Source organism: Terriglobales bacterium, from assembly GCA_035561515.1.
Classification (GTDB): Bacteria; Acidobacteriota; Terriglobia; order Terriglobales; family Acidobacteriaceae; genus DATMXP01.
The window spans coordinates 1-3,051 of record DATMXP010000003.1 but is presented as its reverse complement, the minus strand read 5'-3'; the positions used below and the strand labels follow the sequence as shown (position 1 = coordinate 3,051).

General features: G+C 57.9%; 4 protein-coding genes. 2 read left to right on the top strand and 2 right to left on the bottom strand.

All coding sequences use genetic code 11. From position 1 onward, the window contains the following. Together VN577_00780 and VN577_00775 are read left to right on the top strand one after the other, a co-directional pair. On the top strand, positions 1-376 hold a 376-nt coding region (locus VN577_00780; GenBank protein ID HWR13332.1), incomplete at its 5' end, for an L-lactate permease. Between the two features lie 171 nt (positions 377-547). After that, the gene (locus VN577_00775; GenBank protein ID HWR13331.1) at positions 548-1,663 is read left to right on the top strand and encodes a DUF4238 domain-containing protein; all 1,116 of its coding nucleotides are present in this window, start codon (positions 548-550) and stop codon (positions 1,661-1,663) included. A gap of 86 nt (positions 1,664-1,749) precedes the next feature. Here the strand turns inward: VN577_00775 and VN577_00770 are convergent, their stop codons facing one another. Further along, positions 1,750-1,926, bottom strand: coding sequence for a hypothetical protein (locus VN577_00770; GenBank protein ID HWR13330.1), 177 nt, complete (start codon positions 1,924-1,926; stop codon positions 1,750-1,752). A 24-nt stretch (positions 1,927-1,950) separates the two neighbouring features. After that, positions 1,951-2,691 carry a hypothetical protein gene (locus VN577_00765; protein HWR13329.1) on the bottom strand — a complete coding sequence of 247 codons (741 nt, stop codon included), beginning with the start codon at positions 2,689-2,691 and terminating at the stop codon, positions 1,951-1,953. Positions 2,692-3,051: the final 360 nt, after the last annotated feature.

Here is a 3,051-nt window from a genome sequence, read left to right as displayed (position 1 = left end):
GGCCACTCTGGGGCTGGCGTTTGCCGCCACGGGCGTATTCTTCCCGTTTTTCAGTGCCATGCTGGGCTGGTTGGGGGTCTTCCTCACCGGCAGCGACACATCGGCGAATGCGCTTTTCGGCAACCTTCAGGTGATTACGGCGGAACGCCTGGGGATGAACCCCATCCTGATGGCGGCCTCCAACTCCGCCGGCGGCGTGATGGGCAAGATGATCAGCCTCCAGAGCATAGCAGTCGCTGCGGCGGCCACCGGGATGCGCCGGGAAGACGAGGCGCTGCTGTTCCGCTTCACCCTGCGCCACAGCATCTTCCTCGCCGCCCTGATCGGCCTGGTCGTGGTCTTCTACGCATACATAGCCCCGGGGTTGGTGCCGTGATCACCGAGATTTCGTCAGTCGTGTAGAAAACACTTTTTGTCGCCAGGCGATCGGGCCTTTACCCCGAACTCCATCCCGGCACTTCTTCGAGTAGGCGACTATACGGCCAAGTGGACTCCGTTCCCCGGCGTTCCCCGAGGCCTATCGCCGCCAAGAGTGCAGTGTGCGCTTTTGCGTCAACGGATCTGCCCAGGACAACGTGATTCGCACAAGGTACGTCTGTTTCATCGCGGCACTTTGCCTTGGACCCGCACGGGAGCTATTCTTGTTGTCGTCGTGACCAAGAGGCAGTGGCAGCATTATCTCCCCCAGGTGTATCTAAAGGGGTTCGCAACCCAAACCGGAGAAGTCTGGCGGTACGACCGCGATAACGGCGCTCTGAAGCCACTTGGGACTCCTATCATCGGAGCTGAAACGGACCTGTACACGATAATCACAGGAAACGAACTGTCGCAGGAGATAGAGACGAAATGGTTCAGTCCGCTCGATGGAACATTTGGACCTATCCGGCGGAAGTTAGAGAGCCGGCAGGAACCGTCGGCCGAGGAACTGACGCACTTGGCCAACTTTGTGGCTTATCTCCGTGTCCGGACGCCGGCCATGATTCGGGAGACAGAAACGAGGTTCCGGCAGACGGATACTCTGCTCGGCCCTGACCGCAACTCGATAAAGTACCATGCTGAACACCCAGATCATGCCGCCGGCGATTACACAATGACGGAAGAACAGTGCGAGAGCGTATCGCCGCGCCGCGCCGACAATGCCTGCAGAAACGATGTTTTGAAGGTTCTTGTCAAAACGGGCATGCAACTTGCCCGCGTTTTGCTCGACCTCGAATGGACCTTGCTCCTCGCCCCCGATCAACGGAGCTTCATAATCGGAGACAATCCATTCGTGATTGTGCCGCCGGAGCCTTATGATGTCGATCTGCAGGGTGTTGGCCCAATGACGCCGGGAGCAGCCGTTTTCGTTCCGCTCTGTTCGCGCCTCTGCCTGAGAGTGACCAATTCCGGAAATCCGGTGGCCGGTTTTCGGCAGATTGACGGCGCTGCTGTTCGCGCTATCAACGCCTGCATAGTGCTGAACTCCGAGCAGTATCTTTTCTCCCCTAGCGACGCTCTGCTGAAACGGCTCATTGCAGACCTTGTTGCTGCACCAGGCAAGAACCTGGCGCAGGTTGTCCTTCGTGAGGCGTCGAGCGTCTCGGACGAATCCCACAGTCTGGTTCACTGGTTCACGAAATCAAAGATCGGTCCGGAATGGGCGGGAAGGGTGCCGATGGGCTGAACGCGTTGTCGTCAGAACTACACGTTCCCTGAATTACTCACTGGGTGTCTAGAAATTGATGCGGCGGGACCGTCACTCACGTCAACTTAACGAATAACGCCCGAACCCCGGATGTGGACAGGCCCGTCGGCGGCCGACCGTTCTTTTCCGCTGCGATGCCGATTCCAGAGCGTTGATCCGGCAGCCTGCCTCATGACGGATAAATCGCCGATGCGCAAGACGAGCACCAGAAGCGCGACCACGAAGTAAACGGTACCGGTCATTGTAGTGCGGGGAGATCCGGGGCGTTACTTCTTAGTTGATCTTTCCGCTTCGACGATAAGGGGCAAGGTTCTGATGAGCCTGTCCCGGATTGTACTCTCTCCAGCAAACCCGAGCAATTCTTGCGCGAACATAAGCCACTCGACAATGAAGCCGTTGATGCCGCCGAAGACCGCCGATTTCGGCCCGGGGTGGACGAAGAACGCCCGCGCACCATCAAATTCCCTGTACGCAAGCAAGCAGGCGGAGTTGGGGTGCGAATACTCGCTGAGGTACCCGTAGGAATCCTCGACTTTCGCGCTGCCATATCGCGCGGTATGGTGCCGGGTATAAGCAGCGATTAGGTGCTTAATGCGGATCGGCTTTGCGACATCGTCCGGAAATGATGATGTCTTATCGTAATTGCGGCCGTGAGTCTTCACCCAAGAATTGCCGGTATCCACTTGCAGCATAATTTCGAACGCGGGCTGCCATTGCTTGTTTGCAACAAGCTCCTCCAGCTTCTCTACCAGATAGCAGGTCATCGCGGTCCACTCGAACAAATGACGGGCCAGAATGCTGGCGCTTGGAGTGTTCCCCGCATCCGCTAGGGTAATGAAACCGGCAAGAACCGTTCGGATGTGCGCGATCTCGGAGTAGACGTGGAATATGATGGCCCAACGAACGAGTTCTTCGGTCGCGGGGGCGTTGGGGCCAATCGGCGGACGGACGATGGAGGGCAGATCGATGCTGCGCAGTTGTTGTTCGACGATTCGTACGAGGTGCATCGAGTTCCTTTAGGCAGTATAGATGTCACGGCCATGTGAGGAAATGCTACGGTCGGGCGATGCAGTTGCGCCCGCTGCGAATCCCATTATCGACGAAATCCGGAACGAGCTAGAGATATCGGCCGCGAGCCGCTGAAAGGTTCTGGAACGATACGGAGGCGCCTAGCCGAAGCTCCTCGAGCCGCTTGCATCAGTTCGCCTCAGCAGTTTGTGGGCCTTGGACTTCCGTAATGCGCTGCGTCCCCTCAACTTGACGTATCACGCCCAAGCCGGATCTTGGGCACGCCAGCAGAGACACAAACGATGTAGCAATCCAGTATCCCTGGGCGTGGAGCAGCGCCTGCCAGGTGCGGCTTCGAA

Excerpts from the sequence above, each read along its gene's own strand:
- VN577_00765 (HWR13329.1), bottom strand. The coding sequence starts at position 2,691 with ATGCACCTCGTACGAATCGTCGAACAACAACTGCGCAGCATCGATCTG.
- VN577_00770 (HWR13330.1), bottom strand. The coding sequence starts at position 1,926 with ATGACCGGTACCGTTTACTTCGTGGTCGCGCTTCTGGTGCTCGTCTTG.